The 26,070-nt window shown below is 45.9% G+C and carries 27 protein-coding genes; 3 read left to right on the plus strand and 24 right to left on the minus strand.

The window, feature by feature from the left end:
* Positions 1 to 42: 42 nt before the first annotated feature.
* From MHZ95_RS01295 to MHZ95_RS01345, 11 genes are all read right to left on the minus strand, one after another.
* Entirely contained in the window at positions 43 to 1,257 is a 1,215-nt protein-coding gene (locus tag MHZ95_RS01295) for a hypothetical protein (protein ID WP_239388664.1), read from the minus strand.
* A 1-nt stretch (position 1,258) separates the two neighbouring features.
* Entirely contained in the window at positions 1,259 to 1,786 is a 528-nt protein-coding gene (gene sigX, locus MHZ95_RS01300) for an RNA polymerase sigma factor SigX (protein WP_239388665.1), read from the minus strand.
* A 45-nt stretch (positions 1,787 to 1,831) separates the two neighbouring features.
* Positions 1,832 to 3,616, minus strand: coding sequence for an ATP-binding protein (locus tag MHZ95_RS01305; protein WP_239388667.1), 1,785 nt, complete (start codon positions 3,614 to 3,616; stop codon positions 1,832 to 1,834).
* Entirely contained in the window at positions 3,609 to 4,328 is a 720-nt protein-coding gene (locus MHZ95_RS01310; RefSeq protein WP_239388669.1) for a response regulator transcription factor, read from the minus strand. The genes MHZ95_RS01305 and MHZ95_RS01310 overlap by 8 nt, the downstream gene beginning before the upstream one ends.
* 168 nt (positions 4,329 to 4,496) lie before the next feature.
* Entirely contained in the window at positions 4,497 to 5,681 is a 1,185-nt protein-coding gene (ccsB, locus tag MHZ95_RS01315) for a c-type cytochrome biogenesis protein CcsB (protein ID WP_239388671.1), read from the minus strand.
* Positions 5,681 to 7,339, minus strand: a complete 1,659-nt coding sequence (resB, locus tag MHZ95_RS01320) for a cytochrome c biogenesis protein ResB (protein ID WP_239388673.1) — start codon at positions 7,337 to 7,339, stop codon at positions 5,681 to 5,683. Before resB ends, ccsB begins: the two co-directional genes overlap by 1 nt.
* 268 nt (positions 7,340 to 7,607) lie before the next feature.
* Complete coding sequence (gene resA / locus MHZ95_RS01325) at positions 7,608 to 8,144, minus strand: thiol-disulfide oxidoreductase ResA (RefSeq protein ID WP_239388675.1); 537 nt, start codon at positions 8,142 to 8,144, stop codon at positions 7,608 to 7,610.
* Between the two features lie 129 nt (positions 8,145 to 8,273).
* Positions 8,274 to 9,005 carry a pseudouridine synthase gene (locus MHZ95_RS01330; RefSeq protein WP_239389167.1) on the minus strand — a complete coding sequence of 244 codons (732 nt, stop codon included), beginning with the start codon at positions 9,003 to 9,005 and terminating at the stop codon, positions 8,274 to 8,276.
* 157 nt (positions 9,006 to 9,162) lie between these two features.
* Complete coding sequence (locus MHZ95_RS01335; RefSeq protein ID WP_239389168.1) at positions 9,163 to 10,155, minus strand: D-alanyl-D-alanine carboxypeptidase family protein; 993 nt, start codon at positions 10,153 to 10,155, stop codon at positions 9,163 to 9,165.
* Positions 10,156 to 10,160: 5 nt separating this feature from the next.
* Entirely contained in the window at positions 10,161 to 10,772 is a 612-nt protein-coding gene (gene scpB, locus MHZ95_RS01340) for an SMC-Scp complex subunit ScpB (RefSeq protein WP_239388677.1), read from the minus strand.
* 1 nt (position 10,773) lies between these two features.
* Positions 10,774 to 11,523: a segregation/condensation protein A gene (locus MHZ95_RS01345; RefSeq protein WP_239388679.1), complete on the minus strand. Its 750-nt coding sequence runs from the start codon at positions 11,521 to 11,523 to the stop codon at positions 10,774 to 10,776.
* Between the two features lie 46 nt (positions 11,524 to 11,569).
* Between MHZ95_RS01345 and MHZ95_RS01350 the strand changes: the two genes are divergently transcribed.
* A complete protein-coding gene (locus tag MHZ95_RS01350; protein WP_239388681.1) occupies positions 11,570 to 12,118 on the plus strand; it encodes a DUF309 domain-containing protein in 549 nt (182 codons plus the stop codon).
* Here the strand turns inward: MHZ95_RS01350 and MHZ95_RS01355 are convergent.
* The 12 genes from MHZ95_RS01355 to MHZ95_RS01410 form a co-directional block, all read right to left on the minus strand.
* Positions 12,115 to 12,477, minus strand: a complete 363-nt coding sequence (locus MHZ95_RS01355; RefSeq protein WP_239389169.1) for a GNAT family N-acetyltransferase — start codon at positions 12,475 to 12,477, stop codon at positions 12,115 to 12,117. The genes MHZ95_RS01350 and MHZ95_RS01355 overlap by 4 nt on opposite strands.
* Before the next feature lie 186 nt (positions 12,478 to 12,663).
* Positions 12,664 to 13,992, minus strand: a complete 1,329-nt coding sequence (gene lysA, locus MHZ95_RS01360; protein ID WP_239388683.1) for a diaminopimelate decarboxylase — start codon at positions 13,990 to 13,992, stop codon at positions 12,664 to 12,666.
* Between the two features lie 115 nt (positions 13,993 to 14,107).
* On the minus strand, positions 14,108 to 15,559 hold the full coding sequence (locus MHZ95_RS01365) for a spore germination protein (protein WP_239388685.1): 1,452 nt from the start codon (positions 15,557 to 15,559) through the stop codon (positions 14,108 to 14,110).
* Between the two features lie 3 nt (positions 15,560 to 15,562).
* Positions 15,563 to 16,351, minus strand: coding sequence for a SigF/SigG family RNA polymerase sporulation sigma factor (locus MHZ95_RS01370; protein WP_239388687.1), 789 nt, complete (start codon positions 16,349 to 16,351; stop codon positions 15,563 to 15,565).
* Between the two features lie 3 nt (positions 16,352 to 16,354).
* Positions 16,355 to 16,801: an anti-sigma F factor gene (gene spoIIAB / locus MHZ95_RS01375; RefSeq protein ID WP_239388689.1), complete on the minus strand. Its 447-nt coding sequence runs from the start codon at positions 16,799 to 16,801 to the stop codon at positions 16,355 to 16,357.
* The gene (locus MHZ95_RS01380; protein ID WP_239388691.1) at positions 16,791 to 17,144 is read right to left on the minus strand and encodes an anti-sigma factor antagonist; all 354 of its coding nucleotides are present in this window, start codon (positions 17,142 to 17,144) and stop codon (positions 16,791 to 16,793) included. Before MHZ95_RS01380 ends, spoIIAB begins: the two co-directional genes overlap by 11 nt.
* A gap of 568 nt (positions 17,145 to 17,712) precedes the next feature.
* The gene (locus MHZ95_RS01385; RefSeq protein WP_239389170.1) at positions 17,713 to 19,011 is read right to left on the minus strand and encodes a pyrimidine-nucleoside phosphorylase; all 1,299 of its coding nucleotides are present in this window, start codon (positions 19,009 to 19,011) and stop codon (positions 17,713 to 17,715) included.
* Between the two features lie 14 nt (positions 19,012 to 19,025).
* Positions 19,026 to 20,219 (minus strand): phosphopentomutase, encoded by a 1,194-nt coding sequence (deoB, locus tag MHZ95_RS01390; RefSeq protein WP_239388693.1) that lies wholly within the window; start codon positions 20,217 to 20,219, stop codon positions 19,026 to 19,028.
* A gap of 44 nt (positions 20,220 to 20,263) precedes the next feature.
* Positions 20,264 to 21,163: a site-specific tyrosine recombinase XerD gene (gene xerD / locus MHZ95_RS01395; RefSeq protein WP_239389171.1), complete on the minus strand. Its 900-nt coding sequence runs from the start codon at positions 21,161 to 21,163 to the stop codon at positions 20,264 to 20,266.
* 110 nt (positions 21,164 to 21,273) lie between these two features.
* Positions 21,274 to 21,732 carry a ferric iron uptake transcriptional regulator gene (gene fur, locus MHZ95_RS01400; RefSeq protein ID WP_239388695.1) on the minus strand — a complete coding sequence of 153 codons (459 nt, stop codon included), beginning with the start codon at positions 21,730 to 21,732 and terminating at the stop codon, positions 21,274 to 21,276.
* Positions 21,733 to 21,827: 95 nt separating this feature from the next.
* Entirely contained in the window at positions 21,828 to 22,340 is a 513-nt protein-coding gene (locus MHZ95_RS01405) for a hypothetical protein (RefSeq protein ID WP_239388697.1), read from the minus strand.
* Positions 22,341 to 22,514: 174 nt separating this feature from the next.
* Positions 22,515 to 23,060 carry an NUDIX domain-containing protein gene (locus MHZ95_RS01410; protein WP_239388699.1) on the minus strand — a complete coding sequence of 182 codons (546 nt, stop codon included), beginning with the start codon at positions 23,058 to 23,060 and terminating at the stop codon, positions 22,515 to 22,517.
* A 69-nt stretch (positions 23,061 to 23,129) separates the two neighbouring features.
* Between MHZ95_RS01410 and MHZ95_RS01415 the strand changes: the two genes are divergently transcribed.
* Together MHZ95_RS01415 and MHZ95_RS01420 are read left to right on the plus strand one after the other, a co-directional pair.
* Positions 23,130 to 24,032: an aldo/keto reductase gene (locus MHZ95_RS01415; RefSeq protein WP_239388701.1), complete on the plus strand. Its 903-nt coding sequence runs from the start codon at positions 23,130 to 23,132 to the stop codon at positions 24,030 to 24,032.
* A gap of 247 nt (positions 24,033 to 24,279) precedes the next feature.
* Complete coding sequence (locus MHZ95_RS01420) at positions 24,280 to 24,531, plus strand: hypothetical protein (RefSeq protein WP_239388703.1); 252 nt, start codon at positions 24,280 to 24,282, stop codon at positions 24,529 to 24,531.
* A gap of 67 nt (positions 24,532 to 24,598) precedes the next feature.
* Here the strand turns inward: MHZ95_RS01420 and MHZ95_RS01425 are convergent, their stop codons facing one another.
* Positions 24,599 to 25,810, minus strand: a complete 1,212-nt coding sequence (locus tag MHZ95_RS01425) for a NupC/NupG family nucleoside CNT transporter (RefSeq protein WP_239388705.1) — start codon at positions 25,808 to 25,810, stop codon at positions 24,599 to 24,601.
* Positions 25,811 to 26,070 lie beyond the last annotated feature (260 nt).

Raw genomic sequence — 26,070 nt, forward strand, 5'->3', positions numbered from 1 at the left:
TAGACTCCGAGCGCCAGACGCCCTGCGCTTTTGTTCAGTCCGTCATCCCGGAAAAGGGATCGGATTGACACCGATTGGTTCCGGTAATACGGATGTCAAATCATATTTGCCGAAATGTGTTTGGACGCTATTTTCCAAGCGGACTTGCTGATCGTAATTGCTTGCGGTCAACATGAAGCCCTCAATCATCGCTGTCGCCTCATCTGGTGCGAGCGAGTCCAAATCAAGGGGACTATCGAAAGTGATGACAGCCACCCCGTTCTCTTCACGCACTTTATAAGTGACGTCTGCAGGCACGACTGACTCGACAATATCATTTTGGACATCTTTCATAGCCAACAGGGCCTGCTCCGTCGTTTCCGTCGTTTCCGCCGCATACGGAATAAGATAGATCTGTCCAGACGGCATGACATATTTGTAATAAGGCAGAGGACGCTTTCCAGCTTCCAAATTCACGATAGTCGTTTTTCCTACTTGATCAAAATTCGCTAACTCCCCACGCTCATCGACTGTTTTAAACTGAGCATGATCCGTAAACGTATCCTGGATGGAGTGATTATAAACCTCTAGGGTTGCTGAAGCTCGGTCATACAAATGACCTTCCGGCACTTGATGGACGACTGTATCGCCTTCCAATGTCACTTCACCTACATAAGGGTGATAGTCATCAAATCCGAGATCCGTTTCTGGAATTTCAGCTGCATATCGTTGATAAAGCGCAACGCTATCCGGTTCTTCATCCGGAAAATCGTTTTTCACGCGCTCGCCAGGTAAAAGGAATGTTACCGGGATGCTATTGGCCGCTTGTGTCAAACCGATCCGAAACGGATACATGCCGTTCAGATCATCCGGAAGTACAACATGGCTTGTTGCGTCCATCCGCATTTTGGAAAACGTAGAAGCCCCTTTCTCTTCTATCTCACTTCTGAATAAAGAATTCTCCTCACCGGCATGATCCTGCACCGGAATGTTCGCACGTTCACTCGTTATCATTGCATCCGATGACTCGTCTTTCGACATCGCCCCATCCTGCTGGCGAAGCATGGATGGGACAAGTATCCCGATCATGAGCAGGGCAGCGACTGCGACAAATACCGGCATCCACCCCTTCCGTTTCTTCCTTCGGGGAACTTGCTGCAGCCGTTCATCTTGCTTTAAGCGCGCTAAAATATCGGACTCCGATCGCTTATCTTGAACGTCGGGCATGGCGCCAAGGAGTTCTTCAATCTTGTTGTCATTCCACTTGTTATCAGCCAATTCATCCCCCCCTTTCTGCCTGCCTTGCATTCAATTTCTTTTGTAGCGCTTTGATGGCGCGATGTTGCGTCGTTTTCACTTTGCCTTCTGTCCAGCCGAGGATATCTGCTGTTTCCGCTATGGACAGGTCTTGAAAATAACGCATAATGATCACCATCTTTTGATCTCCCGTACAAGCGTTCAACGCTTGCAATAGTTCTTTCATGTCCTCGCTAAGCGTCACTAGCTCATCCGGCAAGGTTCCAGTCGAAACGAGCTCGCTTGTTTCCCAATCGAATTTATCAAAAAGATGCTTTTTACGAACTGCATTTTTTCTAAAATGATCTATCGCCACATTTTTCGCAATTGAAAAAAGCCATGTCTTTTCGGAACTTTTCCCTTCAAAACCGGCATATGCACGCAGCACCCTCACATACACTTCATGCATGAGATCTTCGGCGTGATCACGGTCCCTCGTCAAATAGATGAGAAACTTGAACACATCTTGGTGGTACTGTTCATACAGCCGATGGAAAACGGAGTCGTCCATGAAATCCCCCCGTTCAATAAATTAGTCGTTATTCAAGCTAAATAGTTACAGTTTTTTCAACGGAAGTGTACAACTGAATTTCGTCCCGCATACTTCCCCTCTGGCAGCTGTGATCGTTCCCCCATGGGAGTCGATAATATTCTTAGCGATGGCAAGACCTAAGCCTGTTCCGCCTTTTCCTCTCGTTCTCGCTTTATCCGCTTTGTAGAAACGTTCAAAAATATAAGGTAAATCTTCCTCGGGAATGCCCACTCCAGTATCCGTCACATTGATTTCAACCGCGTCAGCATATTTTTCAACACGTAACGTGACAAGTCCTCCTTCTTGTGTATGACGGATCGCGTTGTCAATCAGATTCGTAAATACTTGCTCCAGTCGATCCTCATCGACATGCATCCGTATTTGTTCATCTTCCGGAAATTCATAAGCCAGTTCCACATGCGCATCGCGTGCCACTTGCATAAATTTGTTGACAATCCTTCCAAGGAAAGGAATGACAGACAAATCTTCTTTATACAGCCGCATATGTCCTGACTCCATTCTTGCAAGATCCAGTAAATCCGTTACGAGCCTGCCCATTCGTTTCGATTCGTCATGAATAATCTGGATCATTTCATTCCGTTCTTCGTCATTGGCCGTGACCCCATCGATAATCGCTTCACTATAACCTTGCAACATGGATATCGGCGTCCTGAGCTCATGAGAAACGTTTGCGATGAAATCGGACCGCAGCTTCTCCAGCTTATGCTGGTCCGTCATATCCCGCAACACAGCGACCGCTCCGCGGATACTGTTCCCGCTATACAAAGGACTGATGGAGATGGCATAGAACTGACCGCCCAATTCCAATTCATCCTCCACTTCTTCTGCAAATGTAATGACATGTTCAAGCATATGGAAGATTTCCGGAGGAATCGGATTCCGGTCTTCTTTCGCTCCATTTTTAAAATACCAATTTTGCAAGAGGCGCTCCGCCTGCGGATTGCTTAGCAAAATCGTATAATCCCTGTTAAAAGTGATGACCGCGTCTGTCATCGAGGTCAAAATGCTCGCTAGCTGCTCTTTGTCTTGGCTGATCAGCTCGACATGATACTTCAATTGTCTGCCCATCTGATTGAAGGCTGTAGCAAGCTGGCCGATTTCATCGTTTGACAAGACAGGTAGCTTGGTGTCGAAATTACCTTTTGATAATTCAAATGCCGCACGTTTCATATCACGTAACGGAGAAGTGATGCGTGTCGATAAAAAGAACGCAAAAATCGTCGTTAAAATAAAAGCGATAAATGCAGATAAAAATACGATATTCGTTGTCCTTTTCGTCGTACGATGGATCGCTTCCAAGCTTTGATAGATTGCAACAGTGCCCTGTAGATCCGAATCGGCCGCAAACGGGTAGGCGATAACAATAAATTGTTCCATCACTCCTTCTTCCGTGATGGACGGCATGATCATCTCTTTCAATACTGGGCTTTGCTGTTTCATAGGCGGGAACAACGTTGTATCATTCAAAATTTTCTTTTCGATCCGTTCTTGATTCAGCCCACGATGGAAAGAATATTTCACTTCCTCATCTTCCCCGATAATCATCGCATTCGTCTCGTTATCGAGAATATCATTGATGATCACTTGCAAAGATGTCTCGTCTTCATGATCGAGCACTAAATTCCCAATAATCGCCGCTTCCCGACGCAGTGAGTCCTCCGCCTGGTTCGTATGGAAATTATCCAGAAATTCAAGGAGCAGTGCCGTGACAATGAATAGAACAAAGGAAACGAGAAGCAATATGGTTGCCCATAGCTTCCCGACGATTGAATTCCATATTCTATTCATTCGGGACCTCGAATTTGTAACCGACGCCCCAAACGGTCACGATCATCTTAGCCGCACGATCGGAAACACGGCTCAACTTTTCGCGTAGCCGTTTCACATGCGTATCCACCGTCCGTAAATCACCGAAAAACTCATAATGCCATACTTCTTTCAATAGTTGCTCCCTGTCGAATACTTTGTCGGGCGATTTTGCAAGAAAATAGAGCAATTCATATTCTTTCGGTGTCAAGTTCACTTCTTTTCCTTCAGCGGTCACACGATGCGCATCATGATCGATCGTCAACTGTGGGAAAACAACCAGATCCTTCGAAGTTGAGGCAGCGGCAGCTCCTGGGAAAGCAACCGATCTTCGAAGAATGGCTTTCACCCGCAGGACCACTTCACGCGGACTAAACGGTTTTACAATATAATCATCCGCACCCGTCTCAAAACCGGTCACCCGATCCGATTCTTCTCCTTTGGCAGTCAACAGAATGACAGGCGTCATGATTTTCTTATCTCTCAGTTCCTGTAAGGCTTCAAGTCCATCCTTCTCAGGCATCATCAAGTCGAGCAAAATACAATCGTACTGGTTGGCAAGCGCTTTTTCAACCGCTTCCTTCCCGTCAACCGCTTCATCAATTTCATAACCCTCACGCGTCAAATACATATTTAATAGTCGGCGGATCCTATCTTCATCATCCACCACTAATAGCGTTACTTTTTCTTCCACAACTCTAGCTCCTTTCCACTTGCTTCTATTTCCATTGTACAAGTCGTTTTACAAAAAGGAAACCAAAAAGCGGCCGCGGCCCGTCTAGACGTGACAAGCTTAAGGCGGTTTCTGAAATTTGGACAAAAAAACTGTACGGCGTTTATACAACAACCGTACAGTTTTTACTTATGCATATGAATGCAAGCCTGCAATGATCAAGTTCACCGCAATGAGGTTAAACATGATGATGATGAAGCCGATCACGGCGAGCCACGCAGACTTCTCGCCTTCCCAGCCACGTGATAGACGCAAATGGAGAAAAGCTGCATAAAATAGCCAGGTGATAAGTGCCCACACTTCTTTCGGATCCCAGCCCCAGAACCTCGACCATGCTTCATGTGCCCAAATCATGGCAAACACAAGCGCTCCAAGTGAGAACACTGGGAAGCCGATCAGGACGGAGCGATAACCGATTTCGTCCATCAGCTGGGAATTCGCCTTCTTAGCAAATGGCTGGAACAATGTGGCAATCGGTCGTCGGACAATCAGTCTCAAAATGAAGTACAACACAATTCCCGTTGCAACCGACCAAACAAATGTCGTTAATGTTTTCGCATTGACGACGGCAGGCATTTCAGCCCAAGGTGTCATTGCATCCGGTGTTAATGCTTCGTACTCATGCATACCGAATAACGGTGGATAATTGTACTCAATCGTTGCCGGTAAATCGTTTTTATCGATATAATTGAATTGTGCTTCATATCCGGTTAGTTTGAAGACCGTTGAAGACAATACAAAACCGACAACGAGAACAAGCGTAAACATGACCGCCTCCAACCAGAAGCGTTGTTTCGATTTTTTTGTCAAGTCCACATGTTTCAATAAGATCACAAGTCCTGCAACCGCACTGATTGCAAGAATCGCTTCACCGAGCGCAGCAGTAATGACATGAATCGTCAGCCAATGGCTTACAAGTGCTGGGATAAGCGGCGTGATTTCCCTTGGAAACATGCTGGCATAGCCGATGATGATAATGGCGATCGGTAATGCAAATAAGCCAAGTGAGGGCGTCCGATACAAGTAAAACAGTAAAATGAACGCACCGACAAGCATCATGCCAAATGCAGTCATAAACTCAAACATATTACTAACCGGGGCATGTCCGGAAGCTATCCACCGTGTGATGAAGTAGCCCAGATGGGTGATGAATCCAATGACGGTAATGATAATTCCGATTTTGCCCGATCGATTATTCTTATAAGATGCTTCCGATTTTGCCCCTTTCACCGCACCGCCAAAAAATAACGTAGCGACAAGGTAGGCGATGAATGAAACCAAAAGCAGATTGGCACTTAACGATGCAAGTTCCATTATGATTGCTCCCCTTCCTTAACTTCCGAGTTGGATTCCTTGTCCTGCCTGTCTTCATAGGCTGGCAACTGTGCAAAGTCTTTCACTTGATCCAGTTCTTTTTTCAAGGAGAACCAATTTTTATTCGTATGACCGGCTAGCAGGAGTTCCTTATCCGAACCTTTTTGAATCCAGATTCTTCTGTGATTCCAATAAGATCCTTGAGTTACACCGATCATGAAAATGATGCCTCCCAGAAGCAGGATATATAAGGTTTTATCCTTCCGTATTGTAAGACCGGAAATATCCCGTGTCTCAGCGCTGACGAAATTGACTTTATAATCATTCACTTCCGTCTCAAGCGTTTGACGGATGGCGACGAAGCTCATTTCCCCTTCCGGCTTGTCCGGGGTCACCATTTTAAAGATGAATGCGGGATTGTTCGGAATGGGTGATTTCGATACCGGTTCCCCATTTTCAATGCCGTCATAGTCCGGATAATAATCACTTAAAGTAACGGTTGCACCGTCCTCGAGTTCATATGTACGCGCCGGATTTATCAAATCTACCGTAAATTCGCCAAATGAGCGATCTGTCGCTTTTTCGGTCAGTTTGAATGTCATCGATTTCAATTCGTCCAGACGATAATCCATCTGAAACACATTATAGCCGGCAAATTTCAATGGCTTATTGACGATGATGGAATAGTCTTTGACAAATTCAAGATCTTGGGTCCCGGTAAGTCCCCCAACCGGCTTTTGATAAAGCGTTACATCCGTCTGGTAATTTTTAGGTATTTGACCGACTCGATCAAGTGCCTCCCCAAACACTTCGTCCGCTTCCTCTTTCGTATAGTTTTCAAGGATGAATTCGTTACTCTTTAAATAATATCCTTCAGCGCCCGGGATAGAACGCATTTCCCCTTCTCGGATCCACATCGTTTCATCGACATAGAAACCGGGTACCCCACGAAGTAAGACGCCTAATAAGACAATGATCAAGCCTGTATGGTTGACGTAAGGGCCCCATCTCGAGAAACGCCCTTTTTCCGCAAGGATCGCACCGTCTTCCACTTTGACTTTGTAGCGGAGTTCTTTCAGTTTCTCTTCCGCCTTCAATAGCGCATCATCGGGATTTTCGGCAGTACCTTCCCCGTAAATCCGTTGCTTTTTCATAAAGGATGGATGCCGTTTCGTCCGTTGCTTCTTCAAAGATTTGTAAAGCGGAACGACACGGTCCACACTGGCGATGATGATGGACGTACCAAGCATCCCGATCAGTGTGATGAACCACCAGCTATTGTACATATCATGGAATCCAAGATTATAATAAACTTTACCGAAAAAGCCGTAAAGCCGTTCATAATAGGCAGCGTATTCAGCTTCATTAGCCCTATTCGCTACGGGTACATATAATTTCTGTGGAAAAATGGTCCCGATTGCCGATGTCGCTAAAACAGCAACAATGATGCTAATCCCGATTTTGACACTTGAAAAGAAATTCCAGATTTTATCGATGATGGACCGTTTATACGTTTGTGATCTTCTTGCCGATCCTTCATAACGCATGTCAACGAGCTTACTTTCTTTCGCCTCTTCAGTTTGCGGCCTCCCACATCGCTCACAGAGCACTGTGCCAAATGGATTGTCATGACCGCACTGGCATTTGATTTTGCTCATATTGCTTGTTCTCCTTTATCTTCATTCAGCAGAAAACTCCCACCTCTATAGGTAGCAAGATGAATGCGGTTTTATTTTCCTGTTCAGCGGGTATTCAAACGCCCGCTGAACGAAGATAAAGCCTCCGGCGGATGTCACAGATTTTGAAAGGAGTCAAGGAAGGCAACCTAAGTTCGCCACGTCCTGCGGCAACGGTTGCATGACCAACATCCTGTTGGCCTCAAGCTCGATTCAAAATCCGGACGCAATTACGCCGAGGCGTAATTGATTATGGCTGAATACTCTCCATAAATGAGATGATTTCATCCTCAGTCATTTCCCTCGTGATGATCTTTTCGATCTCCCCGTCCTTATTGATCAAAACCGTTGTCGGAAGCGGTACAACATTATAAGCTTCCATGACAGACTTGTCCTTGTCGATGGCGATCGGGAATGTCAAGCCGTACTGATCTCTGAACGTTTCAACTTTCAATTGTGACTCCTGTATGTTGACCGCTAAAATATGGACGCCCTTATCTTCAAATGCTTGATGTTGGTTTTCCATATACGGCATTTCCTTTTTACAAGGTGCACACCACGTGCCCCAGAAATTTAGGAAGACCCCTTCACCTTTATAATCGGATAAGCGATGTTTGTTCCCTTCTAGATCGACGAGTTCAAAATTTGGCGCTTTGTCACCGACCGCTAATACTTTTACATTATCTTTTGATGCAATCGTATAGACAACCGCTGACACGAGCAGTAACAAAACAATGGCCCTTGTCACGAGACGCAAGTTTTTGTTCTTCTTTTTGACCAAGTTCATTTCCTCCAGACAATCAGATAATCCACCTTACATTATACCAAACCAGTACTGGCACCCACGCATCAGAAATGAAAGGATTGTGAACGTTTCACCTTTCAATTCCTAATGCGAGGCGCTTACGAATCCAGCTTAACCAATCTTCCCTGTTTGCGCCAACACCCGTAGTTGTTTCACTTCATGGGTCGTCAATTCCCGTGATTCGCCTGCATTCAATCCGTGTGTCGTCAACATGGCAAAAGATTCGCGGCGCAACTTCTGGACGGGACAGCCGATTGCGTCGAACATGCGGCGTACTTGACGGTTCTTCCCTTCATGGATCGTAATTTCGATCAGCGCTGTTCCTGTCTTCTTATCGACTGTCCGCATTTTCACCTGCGCGGGAGCCGTTTTGCCATCTTCCAGATCGATGCCACGCTCCAGTTTTTTGAGCGCTTCCCGACTCGGGATCCCTTTCACTTTCGCAACATACTTTTTCTTAATGCCGAATTTCGGGTGCGTCATCAAATAGGAGAAATCCCCGTCATTGGTCATGATGATGACACCCGAGGTATCATAGTCCAAGCGCCCAACCGGGAAGATTCTCTCTTCGACGTGCGGGAATAGGTCCAGCACCGTTTTTCGGCCTTTTTCATCATCCACTGTCGAAATGACCCCCCTCGGTTTATATAAAAGATAGTAAACGTACGATTCTTTTACAAGTTCAACGCCTTCCACTTCCACCCGGTCCGTATTGGACACTTTTGTGCCGAGTTCGGTCACGACGACACCGTTCACTTTCACTTTTCCTTCTAAAATAAGCGTCTCGGATTTTCTTCGTGATGCGACACCTGCTTGTGCCAACACCTTTTGTAATCTTTCCAACTGGTTCACCCCGTCCTTCATTCTGTAAAAAAAGTATGTCATACTTTGCGGCAAATGAAAAGAAGACTGTCCTTTTTTCGAAGGCAGTCTTCTTGAAATTGACACATTTGCATGCACTTTGTCGAAAGGCGTCGTTCTGAACCGCTCACATGCACCGTTATTTTTCAATAATGATTTCATGAGCCGCCAACACCTGATCTCCTAATGACACGGTCCATAGCCCCGTACTTGTTTCGCTGTTTCCACGCGGTATATGGGCGACATTCGCTAATTGCCCTTTCTCGCCTTTTTTCAACAGCAATTCAATCGGCGTCTTCAATTCGGCTTCCACTCCCGGCAACAATGCGTAGACCCCTTTTTTTGCAACGGTCACCCGTTTATAATCAGAGAAGACTTTGGCCGATAATTCCTGATGGGTATTCCAGTCGTTCCCGTCGTTCAACGTGACGACGACGATGTTTTTTCCGTCCTTCTCAAAATATGTCACTAACGTTCTTCCCGCTGCCTTTGTGAATCCGGTCTTGCCGGCGATTGCAGTCGGTTCGTAATGGAGCAGACGGTGTTTATTGCGCCAGCTATACGTTTGTTCTTTTCCTTCGTACACATAATTTTTGGCGGTGGCGATTTCACGGAATTTGTCATTTTCCATCGCATAGGACATCATGAGTGCGGTCTCGTACGCAGTGGAAAGATGCTTTTCATCATGAAGTCCCGATGGATTCGTAAAAAAGGTATCTTCCAACCCATATACGACCGCTTTCTCATTCATGAGATCGACGAAACCTTCCATCGACCCTCCAGCGTGTTCCGACAGAGCGTAGGCGGCATCATTTCCCGAGCGAAGCATCAAGCCATAGAGCAGCGCTTCCGAATCGATGGACATTCCTTGCTGCAAATAGATGGATGACCCTTCTGCAGATGCCGCTTGAGGGGTAATCAGAATGTCCTCATCCGGCGCACCACTTTCCAGAAACGTGAATGCTGTCCAAATTTTCGTCAGGCTGGCAATTGGCAACCTGACATTTTCGTTATGCCCTTCCAATAACCGTCCCGTATCCGCATCAATAACCGCCCAAGCTTGACCAGCTGCTGAAACTTCCTTCACACCAGTGCTCCACAACATCGATAAAAACAGGACGACTACCATCATCCGTTTCAAAGATCGTCTCCTCCTTCGTCGTTTTCCATTGCAAACGCTTCTTGGAATTTTGTCATGAACAAGTCTGTTTCACCCGCTTCGTCTTCTTCCTCCTGTAAGAGTGGCGGCAATCTTTCGAGTGATTCCAATCCGAAGCGATCCAAAAACAAATCCGTTGTGCCGTATAGAATCGCTCGTCCACTCCCTTCGGAACGTCCTTTTTCCATAATCAACCCTTTGGCAATGAGCGTACTGATCGGTCCTTCCGACTTAACTCCCCGCAGATCATCGATTTCCACTCGTGTCACAGGTTGCTTATACGCAATGATCGCCAACACTTCAAGAGATGCTTGTGTCATCGATTTCGGAGTCGGATTTTCCAGCAATCGTTTCAAATCATCCGCAAATTCCGCTTTGGTCACAAGACGGTACGTCCCGCCAAGCAGCTTTAACGTGATTCCGCTATCGTCCCGCTCATCGTAACTTGTCCGCAATCGTTCGATTGCTGCCAAGACATCCTCTTCTTGGCACTCTGTTAGGATGGTCAATTGTTCGACAGACAATCCTTCATCTCCGGCAATAAATAAAAAACTTTCAATCATTCCGGCTAAACGGGCATCGTTTTCCATTTCAATCCTCCTCCCGTCTGAATGAGACGGTCAAATCATCAAAATTGTGATGTTGTTCAACGATGATTTCCCGCCGTTTCATTAATTCGAGCAACGATAGAAAGGTAACGACCAGTTCCGGCGTATCCCCTTCCTCAAAAAGGGAAAAGAAATCACATTTCCCGCCGCCTCTTTCAAGTGTTGCCAAAATTTCGTCCATCTTTTCACCGACAGAAATTTCGACTTTCGAAATGTGAGCGGTTAACGGTGCTTTTAACCGTTTCCGGTCCAGCATTTTTTGAAAAGCCCCGATCAAATCAAAAACATTCAACGGCTCTTCAGATTGACTTGGTACAACTTCCCCAAATTCCGACAGATCTGCAGGCGATTTGGTAAAATGGACAGATCGTTCCGCTGCACTCTCTTTCAAACTAGTTGCCGCTTCTTTATATTTCCGATACTCAATCAATCTTGCAACGAGCTCATCACGCGGATCATCTTCCATATCGTAATCCAGCTCATCGTCAAACACTTCTCCTTCATGGACCGGGAGAAGCATCTTGCTTTTGATTTCCAGCAATGTTGCTGCCAAAACAAGATATTCACTCAATTCATCCAGCTGCAGCACACGCATCGTTTGAAGGTGTTCTATGTACTGTGCCGTCAGTTCAGCCATTGGGATATCGTATATATCAATTTCAAGTCGGTTGATTAAATGTAATAATAGATCTAGTGGGCCTTCAAATACTTCGAGCTTCACTTGATATGACATATTTCGACACCTACCTATCGTTAAAGCTAATGAAAGGACTGATGACATGCATCCGTACCAACATCCACTATTCGTAAATTTTATGGTTTATTTCAATCAGAATCAAGACTATTTCGAGTGCCATGAAGTATTGGAAGAGTATTGGAAGTCTTTGCCGAATGGCGATAAAAAACACCCGTTGACCGCTTATATCCTCCTGGCAACAGGCATGTACCACTGGCGCAGAGGCAATACGGCCGGTGCTTCCCGTACGATTCGTAAAGCGTTGAACAGGTTTCAACTATCCGGGCGGGAAGCAGACCTCTATGGGCAAGAAATAGATCTGCTCCGTCTCATAAAGGATGCCCAGAACGTTGTGGATCGTTTGGAACAGAATCTTCCATTCGAACCATTTTCAATCATCGTCCGCTCTCCCAAACTTGCAAAACTTATCGATGAAGCATCACAAACAATGGAGCTTCTTCCATTCGGAAGCGATGCGATCATTCATAAACATATGCTGCGAGACCGCAGCGATATTCTTCTTGAGCGTCAAAATAGCGTGGAGAAAAGGAAGATATTGAACGAAGAAAAGAAGAAGGGCAGACGTCGTTAATCTGCTCCTTCTTCTGTTTCCCTACATTTCTGTATGAATGCTCCCGTCTCTTCGGTACCTAAACATTCCTTGCCTGGAAAAAGCGCCTGCAATTTCTTCACCATTTCCTTTCCAATTCCTTCACTACGGAAAGAAGGATTGACGGAAAGATGCTGTAATGTATAATCGTCTTCACCCATTTCGACTCCGACTAAGCCGATGAAATCATCTTCTTTTTTCAACAGATAGAGCTGCCAGCGATCGTCTGTTTCATATTGCTGGATCAGTTCCTGCAATTTCTTCACAGTCTTCTCGCCAGGCATATACGACAGCAGCCCCATCGCAATCTTTTCATTCGCTTTTTTATAACGTACAAGCATCATTTGAATCCCTTCTTTTCTGAAAATCCTTTGTCAATCGATATCGATCGACTGCGATTTCTCAATGATAAGCGGTGTCCATTCACCTTGGATCAATTAACGGTTGAACAAAGTACCAGTATACCGCTCCCCACATGATTGCCGCAACTCCGATAATCAGGAAGAGGAGAACGTTGCGTTTTTTCTTCATATTCTCTCCGTCTGTTCGACTGGTTGTAATGGTATATCAAGTCGGACGATATCTTCATACGTCTCCCTGCGGACGACAAGCTGGTGATGGCCGTTTTCACAAAACACGACAGCCGGTTTTGGAAGCCGGTTATAGTTGCTTGCCATTGAATAACCATAAGCACCTGTACAGAACATCGCGATGATGTCACCTTCCGCAGGTTCTACAAGATGGGCTTCTTCGATAAGTTTATCACCCGACTCACAGCACTTCCCAGCAATCGTCACTTGTGTTTCATGCGACTCGTCCATCCGGTTCGCCGTAGCAGCCGTATATTTCGCACCGTATAACGCAGGTCGTATATTATCCGACATTCCACCATCTACTGCAATATATGTACGGACGCCTGGCACTTCTTTCATGCTGCCAACCGTGTAGAGGGATGTGCCTGCATCTCCTACGAGTGATCGGCCTGGCTCAATCCAAATTTCAGGTAACGGATAATTGTGGGTACGTGTCAACGAGAGGACTACTTCCGCCATCTCTTCAACGTACGCAGAAGGATTCAGCGGCTGATCCTCTTCCGTATACCGGATCCCGAAGCCTCCACCTAAATTCAGCACTTCACAAACGAAGTCATAGTCATCCCGCCACACGATCATTTTCTCCATCAGAGCCTCAGCAGCAAGGCGGAACGCATCCGTCTCGAAAATCTGGGATCCGATATGGCAATGCATACCTAATAACTTGATATACGGATGATCGTGGAGTTGCCGGAATGCTTCATCTGTCTGACCGTTTTTCAGATCAAAACCGAATTTCGAATCTTCCTGCCCTGTCGTAATGTAATCATGCGTGGACGCTTCTACCCCAGGTGTCACCCGGATGAGTACATTCATCTTCTCTTGACGGGATTCTGCAATTTCTTTTACTAATGCGATTTCAGAGAAATTGTCGATCACGATGCAACCGATTTTTTCATCGAACGCATATTGTAACTCCGTATAGCTTTTATTGTTGCCGTGAAAATGAATCCGCTCCCTAGGAAAGCCTGCGACAACCGCTGTATGCAATTCCCCACCAGAAACGACATCCAAAGAAAGACCTTCCTGGTTGGCAATCTCATAAATGGCGATCGATGAAAAAGCTTTACTCGCATAGGCGACCTGAGCACGAATCCCGACATTATTGAACGTATCTTTAAAAGCTTTCGCCCGCTCACGGAACAAGGCGATGTCATAGACGACTAGCGGTGTTCCATACGTATGGGCAAGATCCACCGTATCGACACCGCCAATTGTTAGATGGCCTTTTCCATTAACTGTTTGAGTTCCGTATAAATGCATAATGCCTACCCCTTCCGAACTTAGATACAGTAAACTTTATCATAACAGCGTAGGGAAGGGCAATATAAACAAAAGCGGAGGGCGCCTGTTTAGACGCCCGGAGGCTAGACGGAACCTATGATACACGATCCCGGTTTGGCGAGTCCGTAATATAGGGACGCGGGACATCCATAGTCATCGGGAACCTAATAAGAACACGCACCATCGCACGTGGAAAAAATGGTACGAGCGGCCATAAATAAGGCACTCGCATCGGATGCAGCGTACACAAATAGTAAAAAAGAACCGCTATCGATAAGAAGAAACCTCCCGCACCAAACAATGCAGTTGCCAACAGTATACAAGTTCTGAAAATCTTTGTTGTTAAGCTTAATTCATAAGAGGGAATCGCAAACGTAAAAATGGCACTGACCGCAACATATAGGACAACTTCCGGGGTGAATAAGCCAACGTCAATTGCGACTTGCCCGATGACAATCGCTGCAACAAGTCCCATGGCAGTCGACATCGGAGTCGGCGTATGGATGGCAGCCATCCGGAGCACTTCAATTCCGACATCCGCAATGAGCAGTTGAACGAGCAACGGAATTTCCCCTATATCTTTCGGCCCGATATAACTGAGGAAGTCAGGTAAATAATGTTGTTTTGTTGCCACCAAATACCAGAACGGCAAAATGATAAGACTCAATACCCAGCCGATCAAACGAATAAATCGAACAACCGTTCCAATCAGTGGCGCTTGCCGATATTCTTCAGCATGTTGCAGATGATGGAACATCGTTGCCGGTACGAGAATGACGGACGGCGACGTATCCACGATGATGGCGATATGCCCTTCCAATAGATGGGCTGCACAAATATCTGGACGCTCCGTAAAACGGACAAACGGCATCGGATGAAAACGCTGCTTGAACAAAAACTCTTCCAGCGATTTATCTGTCATCGTTAATCCATCATGTTTGATATCATCAAGTCGCTGACGGATATAGTCGAGATTCCCTTCATTTGCAGCACCTTGCATATAAGTGATGGCGATATCCGTTTTTCCGTTCAACGTCACCTTATGCATTTCAAATCGCAAATCTTCTGTACGGAGTCGCCTTCTGATTAGCGCTGTATTTTGAATTAGGTTTTCCGTAAAGCCATCTCTCGGACCCCGTACTACCTTTTCATTGTCCGGTTCATCGGGTTGCCTGCCGGGATAATTCCGAATATCAATCGTGAAGGCATATCCTTCCGGTGTGACAAATGCAGCTTGCCCACTTAAAATGGCCGTCAACAATTCATCGGCATCTTGAACATCGGAGACCGCATGATAAGGAAAAAAGGAGAGGAACTGATCTGCTCCGTCCCCTTCTTCTTCTTCCGGTCTTCCTGTATTCGCTTGCATTTCTGTTAATAATGTCGTAATGGTTGCACCATCTACCAGTCCATTAATATAGAGCAGTAAAACGGGCATCTCCCAAAGATGAACAGATCTTACCGTGGCATCGAATGTTTTGTCTTTTCCAAAACGACTATAAAACCACTCTTGTGCTTCTTCCATTGAATGGAATAATTGTTTCATTTTTTAATCCGTCCTCACTTTTGCAATACTTTCCTCCGCATTAGCCCCCATCCATGATTTCAGTTGGGCTAATATTTTCTTTTCGAGACGGGATACTTGAACTTGTGAAATGCCAATGCGTTCTGCGATATCACTTTGTGTGCAGTCCAAATAATACCGCATATAAATGATGGTCTGATCTCTTTTATTCAACTTCGAAATGACATCACGCAGCGGTATATGATCAAATACTCTTTCAGAACGGTCGTCCCGCAATTGATCCATGAGCGTCAAGCTGTCCCCTTCACTCTCATACAATTGTTCATGAAGCGAAGCAGGATCTCGCAGTGCATCAGATGCCAAAATGATATCGTCGACCGGAACATCCAATGCTGCCGCTACTTCCGAAACCGATGGCGACTTGCCATGTTTCTTAATATAATCATCCGTAGCATGCCGAATTTTGAAACTGAGTTCCCGAATCGACCGGCTTACTTTAACCATCCCATCGTCCCTGAGAAAACGTTGGATTTCGCCAACGATCATCGGAACGGCATAGGTGGAAAATTTAACATCATAGCTCAGATCGAATTTATCGATCGACTTCATCAGCCCGATACAACCGATTTGGAATAAGTCTTCAGGATCGGCTCCACGGGAAGCAAACCGTTGAACAATGGACCAGACGAGACGCGTATTCCCTTCTACCATCATTCGACGCGCTTCCTTGTCGCCTTCTTGCGAGAACTGAATCAGTTCCCTCATTTTCTCCTGGGTCAACAAAGTGGCTTGTACATCAACAGACGCGTCCATAAGTCACCCCATTCTGCTTGCTTCCGTTACGGGAGAAAATGTTTTCTCGAACTTGACGACTGTTCCATTCCCTAGTACGGATTCGACAGTCAAACTGTCGGCAAAGCTTTCCATGATCGTAAATCCCATCCCAGAACGCTCCATGAATGGACGCGTAGTGAACATCGGCTCCATCGCCTGATCCACGTCAAAAATACCCGCACCTTCATCACTGATTGTCATGACGACTTTGTTGCCCTCAATGACTGCGTGCAATGTCACCATACTTTTTCCATCACATTCATACCCGTGGATAATGGCGTTCGTGACCGCCTCCGATACAATCGTTTTGAATTCTGAAATTTCTTCAATCGTTGGATCGAGAGGCGTGATGAAACAAGTCATCGCCATCCTTGCCAAAGCTTCGTTTTCTTCAATTGCGACGAATGATAATGTCATTTCATTGTTCATGTAAAACCCCTCCGATTTCCCCGATCGCCATGTCGACCGTACAATGTCTGATATTAGGTCCCAGACCGGAAAAATTGAATATTTTCTCCATCGTAGTCGATGGATTCAAAATAAGTGTTTCTCCTCCAGTTGGCGCTAAGTCGCGCATTCTTCCTAAAATTAGTCCAATCCCGGCACTATCCATGAACCCAAGCCCTTCCAAGTTCCAAATTACCGCACGAACTTGCCCAGTGAAGATGGAAGCAGAAATTTGCGTCCGAATGCGATTTGCCTTATGATTGTCCAATTCTCCACGCAACGTCGCAACTAAAATACCATTGTCTAATATTTCGATGTCAGCCATGCTGAACCCCCTCCTTCTAGCGGAATATTCCACATTAGAAGGGCCGAACCCTCTCTCATGACAGAACTAGTCATCGAGCGTGCAAACTTCTTAATTTTCGACAATGCCCTTTACTGTTGAAAGTATGTACATCTTGTAAACGATTTACACATTTAGGATAAAAAATCGAAAATGAAATGGGTAGGGATTACAGTTAGAAATTGGAGTATTAGCGATTGCATAAGTTAGGAGTAGTTATGAGCATTTGGATGAAGGTTTGAGCGTGTACAACATAGGTATGAACACTTGAGCGAGGGATTGAGCGACTACAACATAGCTATGGGCTCTCGCACGAGGGATTGAGCGCATACATCATGGCTATGAGCACTCACAAGAGGGGTTGAGCGCATACATCATGGCTATGAGCACTCACAAGAGGGGTTGAGCGCGTACATCGTGGCTATGAGCAGTCACGAGAGAGTTTGAGCGTGAACAACATGGCCATGAGCACTTAGAATACACCTCATTGATTTCAATTAAAAAAGCTCCCCCATTCCCTGTATGATTCAGGTGAATGGGAGAGCTTTTTTTAACCGGTGATCATCTCACCGATCAGTTGTGGACTGTCAACCGGGTTCTTGGAGATGGAAATATGTTTTTGTATCAGGGAGATGGAGCATTCGACATTTTGTGTGTTCGAATGGATGATGGCAAGCGGCTCGCCTTGCTGTACGGTATCCCCGATTTTTTTAGTTAGCACAATACCGACCGCCAAATCGATTTCATCATCCTTTGTCGCTCTTCCAGCACCAAGAAGCATCGCTGCCACTCCGATATCATCCGCTTCCATTTTTGCAATATAGCCCGTTGTTGGAGCCGGCACTTCAATCTGATACGTTGCAGTTGGTAGTAGTGAAGTATCCTGTATAATTTGTGCGTTCCCGCCTTGTGCTTCAATCAGTTTGCCAAATAGCTCCAGTGCAGAACCGTCCGCAATGACCGTTTCGAGCATCGTACGAGCCTCTTCAAGGGAATTCGCTTTGCCACCGGCTACAATCATTTTACTCCCGAGTACAAGGCAAAGTTCCGTGAGATCAGCGGGTCCTTGGCCTTTCAATGTCTCGATCGCTTCCTTCACCTCAAGGGCATTGCCAATTGCGTACCCGAGTGGTTGGCTCATATCCGAGATGACGGCCATCGTATTCCTGCCAACTTGCTTACCGATTGCAACCATCGATTCCGCAAGCGCTCTCGATTCTTCCACCGTTTTCATGAAAGCGCCGTCGCCCGTCTTCACGTCAAGGACGATGGCATCCGCTCCTGCGGCAATTTTCTTGCTCATGATGGAGCTTGCGATTAGTGGTATGCTATCGACTGTAGCGGTCACATCGCGCAGTGCATACAGATTTTTATCCGCAGGTGTCAAGTTCCCGCTTTGGCCGATCACTGCCAGTTTCAGATCATTCACTTGCTTCACAAACTGCGCTTCGGACAACTCGATATGAAATCCATCAATCGCTTCAAGCTTATCGAGCGTCCCTCCTGTATGGCCAAGGCCTCGGCCGCTCATTTTGGCAACGGGCACCCCGCAAGCCGCTACTAAAGGTGCCAAGATTAAAGTCGTCGTATCGCCCACGCCACCAGTCGAGTGTTTATCCACTTTTATGCCTTCGATACTGGCGAGGTCGATCTGATCACCGGTTTCGACCATCGCCATCGTCAACGAGGCTTGTTCTTCAGCATCCATCCCTTGGAAGTAAATGGCCATGAGAAGTGCACTGGCTTGATAATCGGGAATGGATCCGTCGGTATAGCCGTTCACAAAAAAAGTGATTTCTTCGTTCGTAAGCTTTTCACCATTGCGTTTTTTCTCGATTACATCAACCATTCTGAACACTGTCATCACACCTTTTCTTTTAATAGAGATAAGAAACTCTCACCGAATTCCGGCAATGGCACGTTGAAGTTGTCAGCGATCGTCGCACCGATATCCGAGAAGGTTTCTCGCAGCGGAATCTCGCCGCCTTTTTTCAATAATGGCGAATAGACGAGAAGCGGAACATATTCTCTCGTATGATCTGTTCCCGCATGGACAGGGTCGTTGCCATGGTCCGCCGTGATGATCAACAGATCCTCCTCACCCAGGGCATCCATAATTTCAGGCAAACGCCCATCAAAATCTTGCAGTGCATTGCCATAGCCAATCGGGTCTCTTCGATGGCCGTACAAGGCATCAAAGTCCACCAGATTTGTGAAACTGAGACCAGCAAAATCTTGATTCATCACTTTCAAGAGTTGGTCGACACCATCCATATTGCCTGTCGTCCGAACCGATTCCGTAATGCCCTCTCCGTTAAAGATATCCGAAATCTTGCCGACCGCAATGACATCTTTCCCCGCATCCTTGAGCTCGTTCATAACTGTCCGTCCGAATGGTTTCAACGCATAGTCATGACGGTTTGTCGTACGTTTGAAATTGCCCGGTTCCCCGATGAACGGACGTGCAATGATGCGACCGACCAAGTATTCCGGTGAAAGTGTCAATTCTCTTGCGATCTCACAAATACGATATTGCTCCTCCAGCGGAATGATGTCTTCATGCGCTGCAATTTGTAATACGGGATCCGCGGAAGTGTAGACGATTAGAGCACCCGTTTCCATATGCTCTTGCCCTAGCTCATCCAAAATGGCCGTGCCGCTTGCCGGTTTGTTGCCGATTACTTTACGGCCAGTTCGTTCTTCAAGTTGAGCAATAAGTTTTGGCGGAAAACCGTTTGGATAGACTTTGAACGGTTTATCGATATTAAGACCCATAATCTCCCAATGACCTGTCATTGTATCTTTTCCAACAGACGCTTCCTGCATTTTTCCATAGCAGGCAATGGGCTCTTCTGCCACTGCGACCCCTTGAATTCCCTCAATGTTCGATAGGCCAAGTTTCCCCATATTTGGCATACGGAGTCCTTTCATCGCTTCTCCGATATGCCCTAAAGTATGCGCACCTTTGTCTCCAAATAAATGAGCATCCGGTGATTCACCGATACCGACAGAGTCAAGTACAATCAGATGGACACGCTTGAATAATTCTTTTCCCATATTGTTATTCCTCCTACTATGAATCCGTTTTCAATCCAAGTTCGTTATGCTCTCGGATGGAACTTAACATACACCTCTTTTAATCTGGAACGACTGACATGCGTATAGATTTGTGTCGTAGAGATATCAGCATGCCCAAGCATTTCCTGAACGGCCCGTAAATCTGCACCGTTTTCAATCAGATGAGTGGCAAACGAGTGCCGCAATATATGAGGTGTCATCTGTTTTTGTATACCCACTTCTAACGCATGCCCCTTCAATAATTTCCAACAACCTTGGCGCGTTAACCTGGAGCCCCGCATATTGACAAATAAAGCATCGGTATTTTTCTTTTTTGCGAGAAAAACAGGGCGCGCTTCCTCGATATATGTCCGACAAGCGGCGATCGCCTTGCCGCCAAGCGGAATGATCCGCTCTTTTCCCCCTTTTCCGAAAACACGGACGAACCCCATTGATAAGTGAATATCTTCCACATCCAAACCAATCAGTTCACTGACCCGCATTCCTGTACCATACAGGATTTCCAACAAAGCATGATCTCTAACCCCTTGCGGCTTGGAACGATCCGGACTAGCAATCAATCTATCAATCTCGTCCATCGACAAAACACGCGGCAATTTCTGTTCGAGTTTAGGCAATTCCAAATGGACAGTCGGATCTTGTGTCGTCACTTTCTCGCGCAGGAGAAACTGATGAAATGATCGGATGGAAGAAATATGCCTGGACACTGTCCGTGCTGATTTGCCACTCTCTTGCAAGCGGCGGAGATGTTCCACGATCGCTATCCGATCCACTTCATCCATTGTTTTAAACTGACGCTGTTCTATGAAATCCAAATACTCTTCAAGGTCTCTCCGATAAGAAACGAGTGTATTCCCTGATAATTGCCTTTCCACTTGTAGAAAATGCATATAATCTTCCAGAACAAAACGTGTACTCTTCATAAGTTGCAGGAAATGGTCACATTTTTTATGTAAAACAATTCCTTGCCTCCTTTCGAGCGCTTCGAGACATTCTCCAACGACAAAAGGGATAGCATCACGCCATCCCTTTTTCAATCCTCACGGTCTTCCGCATCAGATTTACACCTTTTACAAATGCCATGAAACGTTAGCCAATGGTCTTTAATCGCAAACTCAAATCGGTTCTCAACGATCTTCCCAACTTCGCCGAGAAGATCTTCCTTAATTTCATCTACTTTTCCACATTCAAGACAAATAAGATGATGATGGAAATGGGCAGCCCCCTCTTGTCGAAGATCATACCTCGACACTCCGTCACCAAAATTGATTTTTTCAACAATTTTAAGGTCTGTCAGCAATTCAAGTGTGCGATAAACGGTTGCAAGCCCGATTTCTGGTGCTTTCTCTTTAACTAGCAAAAACACATCTTCTGCACTTAGGTGGTCTTCCTCATGCTCAAGGAGGACCAAAACCGTCGCTTCACGCTGTGGTGTCAGCTTGTAGCTTGCACCATGCAATTGTTTTTTTATCCGATCGATTCGGCTCTCCATACGACGCCCCCCTCAAACTGATTCCATTATAGCAAATGGACTTTCCTTCTGACAACAGAAAGGAAACAGTTTGACACTTTACAAGAACTTTTCCACTACGACATGAATTGAAAAATAATAATTTCACTCGCCAACACAGCAACCGATAATCCGATGAGCAGTGGTAACGGACGCAAATTTCTACTTTTCCCGATTGTCGTACGTGTGAAAAAAGGAGGGTGCAGGACCGCACAATAGACAAGAAAAAGGAAACAACCGATGAATTGGAATGGAAACCACCAAATCGAATACGCCATCATCTTAGCGCCGGAACTGATCAGATAAGATGAGGACAAGCCAAAAAGGACACACTTCACCGCCCCTAGAAAAAGAACTAGAAATCGAGTTTTCTCAAAGGCCGACAGTACAAACACTAACACAAAAAAGAACGCAGTCGTTCCAATCGGTCTGCTATATCCGACATCATGACCTTGTACAACGCGACCATCATAAAACAAGATCACTTTCTCAATGACAGACGTAGGCATTTCCCGAAACAATAGGGCGCCCCCGATAAAACCGACCGCAAGAATGACAAATAAGTGGATAAACGATAGGGAACGGACCATAGGTTGCACCTCCGCATAGATTGTCCCGCTTTTATGGACAACAGCTTTCCCCTACCAAATGATAGACAAGAAATACGATTGTCCGTAAAAACGATAGGTTCAACGTAGACGCCTTTACAATGCAAGATTGACGTTTCACCTTGTACAATATATGCCCGTCCATCCCAATTTAGGTCACTTGTTTAAAAGATTTTTCGCATAGAGCACTGCAAAAGCTGTTTTCGCATCGAAGATTTTTCCTGAAGCGACCATCTCCTCCGCTTCTTCAATCGTCACTTCCAGCAAGCCGATAAATTCATCCTCATCACCCGCTGCCGGATTTTCTACTTTATAAAGACCTTGCGCTACATACAAATGAATCACTTCATCCGCAAAACCTGGCGATGTTGCAAAGGACTGCAAATAAGTGAATTCCTTTGCCCCATAACCCGTTTCTTCTTCGAGTTCCCGCACAGCCGTCACTTCCGGTGCCTCACCGGGATCAATTTTCCCTGCCGGAATTTCAATGAGTGAACGTTCCAGCGCCTTTCTATACTGCTCGACAAGAACGAGTTTACCTTCTTTCGTAATCGGGATAATGGAAACTGCCCCCGGATGCTTGATCAATTCTCGTTTTGCCGTCTTACCATCGGGTAACTCCACTTCCTCCAAGCGGAGTGTAATGATTTTCCCTTCGTAAATCGTTTCCCCTGCTAGCGTTTTTTCTTCAAAGCGATTCATCCAATCAAACCTTTCTTATAGAATTTCCTCTGTTGTCATTGTAACATGTAAAAAACAGGGGGTGCTTGAATGAAAAAAAGAGAACTAGGGAAAAGCGGAATATTCGTTTCTGAAATCGGGCTTGGCTGCATGTCTTTACCGGATGATTTGAAAGCGTCTCAACTGATCATGGATGCAGCCATCGACGCTGGCATCAATTTTTTTGACACCGCCGATTTATACGATGGTGGAAAAAATGAAGAAATCGTCGGACAGGCTTTGAAAGGCAAACGATCCGAAATTATACTGGCGACCAAAGCCGGAAATAAATTGAATCCGGGCGGTGACGGTTGGACTTGGGATGCTTCCAAAGCACATATTATGGATGCAGTCAAAAAAAGCCTGTTGCGGCTTGGGACGGATTATATCGATTTGTACCAGCTTCATGGCGGCACGATGGAAGACAATGTAGACGAAACAATCGAGGCATTCGAAAGCTTGAAAAAAGAAGGTCTGATTCGCCAATATGGCATTTCATCGATCCGCCCGAACGTCATTCAACGATTTTTGGCGAACAGTTCCGCCATTTCTGTTATGATGCAATACAGCTTACTGGACCGGAGGCCGGAAGAATGGTTTCCGATGATCCAGGATGCAGGCGCATCCGTTATCACACGCGGAACAATTGCCAAAGGATTCCTAACAGCTGAGGGATTGACAAGGGCCGGGAAAGCAAACGGTTTTGTTGAATATGATGCACAAGAATTGCTTCAAACTGTTCAAACACTTAGTGAACAGGCGGAAGATCTACATGCAGCCGCAATGGCATTCGTTCTTGACCAACAGACAGTTGCTTCTGCCCTCATTGGCGCCCGTACTGTAGGGCAGTTACTGGATTCAGTCATCGCCTATGAGAAAAAAGTATCACAGCATGACATCAACCTTCTGAAAAGTGTTGTGGCCACACATCAATATAAGGCGCATCGGCTATGATTTTTTCAGATGAGGGAAGCTCTGGCGACCGTTGTAATGAATAACAAAAGGTGGACACCCCTAACATTCAGGTGTCCACCTTTTTCGCATTCATCAATCACGAACCCTTTCCATCCGCTATTCTAACTCTGTCCGTATGAAGAAACGTAATAACTTTGTAACGAAAATGAAATGGTTGATGATAAGAAATTAGGGTATCCCAGAATTAGGCAGTAAAATCACTTAAGAATTTTTGGAGGAGATACGGATGAAATGGACAATGAGCCTAGATAAAAAATGGTTGAAGGCGGGAACCGCAGCATTGCTATCAGTAGGTTTGCTTGCCGGTTGCGCGGATGACGACGATGACGGCAATACGGATGTCGATGTCAATACTCCTCCGCCGGTTGAAGTTGTCCCGGATGACGGAGTGGACGATACAGATATCGATGTGGATGATGATGCGGATGCCGATATCGATAGCAACACAGACGAACCGATGGACAAGGATACGGAATAATCGTGAAAAGACAGGATGGCTTCATGCACATCCTGTCTTTTTACGGTTTATTTTTATTTATTTTGATTCAGATGAACATGCCTGCGATGGCTGCGCTCAATAGTGAAGCTAGCATCCCGGCAAAGACTGCTCGGATGCCGAGTCGTGCGATGTCTGGACGTCGGCTTGGCGCAAGTGCCCCTAATCCACCGAGGAGAATGGCCAACGAACTCAGGTTGGCAAAGCCGCATAAGGCAAAGCTGACGACGATGACTGTTTTAGGGCTGAGCGTTGGAATTTCCGGTGCGAATGCCGCATAGGCGACAAACTCGTTCAATACTAATTTCTGGCCGATGAAACTGCCCGCAGTAACCGCCTCGGACCACGGAACACCAATTGCGAAGGCGAGCGGTGAAAACAGAACGCCTAATATACCTTCAAGCGTCAACGAATCGTTGCCGAACCACTTCCCGACACCGCCTAACATTCCGTTGACAAGTGCGATGAGCGCGACGAATGCCAATAGCATTGCACCAACATTGAGCGCCAGTTTCAACCCGTCCCCCGCACCACGCGCCGCCGCATCGATAACGTTTACTGATTCCTGATCTTTTTCCATCTCAAAATCGCCAACATCCGATTTTTCCGTTTCAGGAATGAAGATTTTTGCCATGATCAGCCCTGCCGGAGCAGCCATAAAGCTCGCCGCAATCAAATACTCGAGCGGGACACCTAACAATGCATAACCCGCCAGGACAGAACCCGCAATGGATGCAAGACCGCCTGTCATGACCGCAAAAAGTTCGGACTTTGTCATGTTTGCCAAAAAAGGCCGGATGACAAGCGGAGCTTCCGTCTGCCCAACAAAAATATTCGCAGCCGCAGACACGGACTCCGCCCTACTCGTTCCTAGGAGCTTCGATAGCCCGCCTCCGATCAACCGGATCACCCATTGCATAATACCCAGATAATACAGTACGGAAATCAAAGACGAGAAGAAAATGATAATGGTCAGCACTTGGAAAGCAAAAACAAAACCGAATCCTTCCGTATCCGCTGCCGGTCCAAATAGGAAGGCCACTCCTTCCTCCGCATAATTAATGACATTTTGCACTTTGTCAGAAAACCATATTAAGCCGAGTTTTCCCGCTTCCCACTTCAACACGATAAATGCAAACGATATTTGGATGATCAAACCGCCAACAATGGTCCGCAGGTTGATTGATTTCTTTCCATTCGAGAAAAGGAATGCAATCCCCAACACGACAATGATGCCGAAAAGTCCCCACAATAAATTCACCAAAGACACCTCATTATATGGAAATTTTCCATTTGAAATTTTGTTTCTAGTACGCCAATTCACACAACGAAATGATGAGTTTCTTCGTCTGACGTCAGACAACTAAACGAGTTTATCAAACAACAAGACATAAGTAAATGGTGACTAGGTAAATATCCGTCCGCCTCTTCCACAAGCTTATGAGCAATCAGTATTCCACAACTATTCTCATTTTACCCGTGAATATGATTTAGAAAACGCGAAAAGCCCCAAACCAAAAT

The organism is Sporosarcina sp. ACRSM (assembly GCF_022346545.1).
Taxonomy (GTDB): Bacteria; Bacillota; Bacilli; order Bacillales_A; family Planococcaceae; genus Sporosarcina.

Excerpts from the sequence above, each read along its gene's own strand:
- sigX (WP_239388665.1), bottom strand. The coding sequence starts at position 1,786 with ATGGACGACTCCGTTTTCCATCGGCTGTATGAACAGTACCACCAAGAT.
- MHZ95_RS01305 (WP_239388667.1), bottom strand. The coding sequence starts at position 3,616 with ATGAATAGAATATGGAATTCAATCGTCGGGAAGCTATGGGCAACCATA.
- ccsB (WP_239388671.1), bottom strand. The coding sequence starts at position 5,681 with ATGGAACTTGCATCGTTAAGTGCCAATCTGCTTTTGGTTTCATTCATC.
- resB (WP_239388673.1), bottom strand. The coding sequence starts at position 7,339 with ATGAGCAAAATCAAATGCCAGTGCGGTCATGACAATCCATTTGGCACA.
- resA (WP_239388675.1), bottom strand. The coding sequence starts at position 8,144 with ATGAACTTGGTCAAAAAGAAGAACAAAAACTTGCGTCTCGTGACAAGG.
- MHZ95_RS01335 (WP_239389168.1), bottom strand. The coding sequence starts at position 10,155 with ATGATGGTAGTCGTCCTGTTTTTATCGATGTTGTGGAGCACTGGTGTG.
- scpB (WP_239388677.1), bottom strand. The coding sequence starts at position 10,772 with ATGGAAAACGATGCCCGTTTAGCCGGAATGATTGAAAGTTTTTTATTT.
- MHZ95_RS01345 (WP_239388679.1), bottom strand. The coding sequence starts at position 11,523 with ATGTCATATCAAGTGAAGCTCGAAGTATTTGAAGGCCCACTAGATCTA.
- MHZ95_RS01350 (WP_239388681.1), top strand. The coding sequence starts at position 11,570 with ATGCATCCGTACCAACATCCACTATTCGTAAATTTTATGGTTTATTTC.
- MHZ95_RS01355 (WP_239389169.1), bottom strand. The coding sequence starts at position 12,477 with ATGCTTGTACGTTATAAAAAAGCGAATGAAAAGATTGCGATGGGGCTG.
- lysA (WP_239388683.1), bottom strand. The coding sequence starts at position 13,992 with ATGCATTTATACGGAACTCAAACAGTTAATGGAAAAGGCCATCTAACA.
- MHZ95_RS01365 (WP_239388685.1), bottom strand. The coding sequence starts at position 15,559 with ATGAAACAATTATTCCATTCAATGGAAGAAGCACAAGAGTGGTTTTAT.
- MHZ95_RS01370 (WP_239388687.1), bottom strand. The coding sequence starts at position 16,351 with ATGGACGCGTCTGTTGATGTACAAGCCACTTTGTTGACCCAGGAGAAA.
- spoIIAB (WP_239388689.1), bottom strand. The coding sequence starts at position 16,801 with ATGAACAATGAAATGACATTATCATTCGTCGCAATTGAAGAAAACGAA.
- MHZ95_RS01380 (WP_239388691.1), bottom strand. The coding sequence starts at position 17,144 with ATGGCTGACATCGAAATATTAGACAATGGTATTTTAGTTGCGACGTTG.
- MHZ95_RS01385 (WP_239389170.1), bottom strand. The coding sequence starts at position 19,011 with ATGGTTGATGTAATCGAGAAAAAACGCAATGGTGAAAAGCTTACGAAC.
- deoB (WP_239388693.1), bottom strand. The coding sequence starts at position 20,219 with ATGGGAAAAGAATTATTCAAGCGTGTCCATCTGATTGTACTTGACTCT.
- xerD (WP_239389171.1), bottom strand. The coding sequence starts at position 21,163 with ATGAAGAGTACACGTTTTGTTCTGGAAGATTATATGCATTTTCTACAA.
- fur (WP_239388695.1), bottom strand. The coding sequence starts at position 21,732 with ATGGAGAGCCGAATCGATCGGATAAAAAAACAATTGCATGGTGCAAGC.
- MHZ95_RS01405 (WP_239388697.1), bottom strand. The coding sequence starts at position 22,340 with ATGGTCCGTTCCCTATCGTTTATCCACTTATTTGTCATTCTTGCGGTC.
- MHZ95_RS01410 (WP_239388699.1), bottom strand. The coding sequence starts at position 23,060 with ATGAATCGCTTTGAAGAAAAAACGCTAGCAGGGGAAACGATTTACGAA.
- MHZ95_RS01415 (WP_239388701.1), top strand. The coding sequence starts at position 23,130 with ATGAAAAAAAGAGAACTAGGGAAAAGCGGAATATTCGTTTCTGAAATC.
- MHZ95_RS01420 (WP_239388703.1), top strand. The coding sequence starts at position 24,280 with ATGAAATGGACAATGAGCCTAGATAAAAAATGGTTGAAGGCGGGAACC.